We start from the raw sequence: 816 nt of genomic DNA, 5'->3' as shown, positions 1-816 counted from the left end.
GTCAAACCAGCCGATCACGGACTTGCGTGTGTCCTACCGTGGCAGCGTTGTCGGCGCGTTGCCGCTGCTCGGTAGCGCCGGTGAGGAGGTCTTTACACTGCCCACCTCGGTACTCAGGAGCTACGGGTACCTGCTTCGTCTCACCGTCGACTTCACAGACGTCGCAGGCATCCGCTGGCGTACCGACGTGGACGGTGCCCTACGGAGGGCCCAGCACGGTGTGAGCGGCTCGGAGGTCTGGGGCCCCAGGATGTACGCCGATATCAGGGAAGTTGCGATGGGAGGCCCAGTTGCTGGGGCTTCGCGGCCTCCCGCACCCTCGCATGCGGTGCCCTCGGCGGGTACCGAAGTGCCCGTGAGCCGGCGCACTCGGTTCCTCAGGCCAGCCGTGGTGCTGGTTTCCTTGCTGCTCATCGCAGGAGGCGTTTGGTGGCTCATTAACCACTACTGATCTTTTCGTAAGTTCGGTGGGTGTGCAGGGTGTGCTGGGTGGATGGTCAGGCCGGTGTGGGCGAGGAAGGACCATGGCAGTTGTGGGTTGTGGTTGATCCGGTGGATGCCTTGTTCGGTGGCGTCGGCGACATGGGCGAGGTGGTCGCCGGCGAGGTTGGCGAGTTCACGTTTCTTGAGCGAGGACCACAGCAGTTCCACCGGGTTCAGCTCCGGAGCGTAGGCGGGTAATCGCTCCAGGGTGAGCCAGTCCTGCTCGGCGACCCAGGCGCGCATCGCCCGGCTCCAATGGGCGGACAGGCCGTCCCAGACCAGTACCACTTGCTCGCCGCGGTAGAACGCCTTCATCTGCTCGAGGACTTCGAT

2 protein-coding genes are annotated in these 816 nt (G+C 64.6%); one reads left to right on the top strand and one right to left on the bottom strand.

The window, feature by feature from the left end:
• Nucleotides 1-451, top strand: a 451-nt coding sequence (locus tag CA983_RS47445; RefSeq protein ID WP_208637195.1) for a hypothetical protein, incomplete at its 5' end; no start/stop codon positions are given.
• Here CA983_RS47445 and CA983_RS44385 read toward each other — a convergent pair.
• Nucleotides 445-816, bottom strand: a 372-nt coding sequence (locus CA983_RS44385) for a transposase (protein ID WP_107500373.1), incomplete at its 5' end; no start/stop codon positions are given. The genes CA983_RS47445 and CA983_RS44385 overlap by 7 nt on opposite strands.

Origin of the sequence: Streptomyces swartbergensis (assembly GCF_002148965.1) — a bacterium.
GTDB classification, from domain to species: Bacteria; Actinomycetota; Actinomycetes; order Streptomycetales; family Streptomycetaceae; genus Streptomyces; species Streptomyces swartbergensis.
This window is presented reverse-complemented; position numbering and strand designations above follow the sequence as displayed.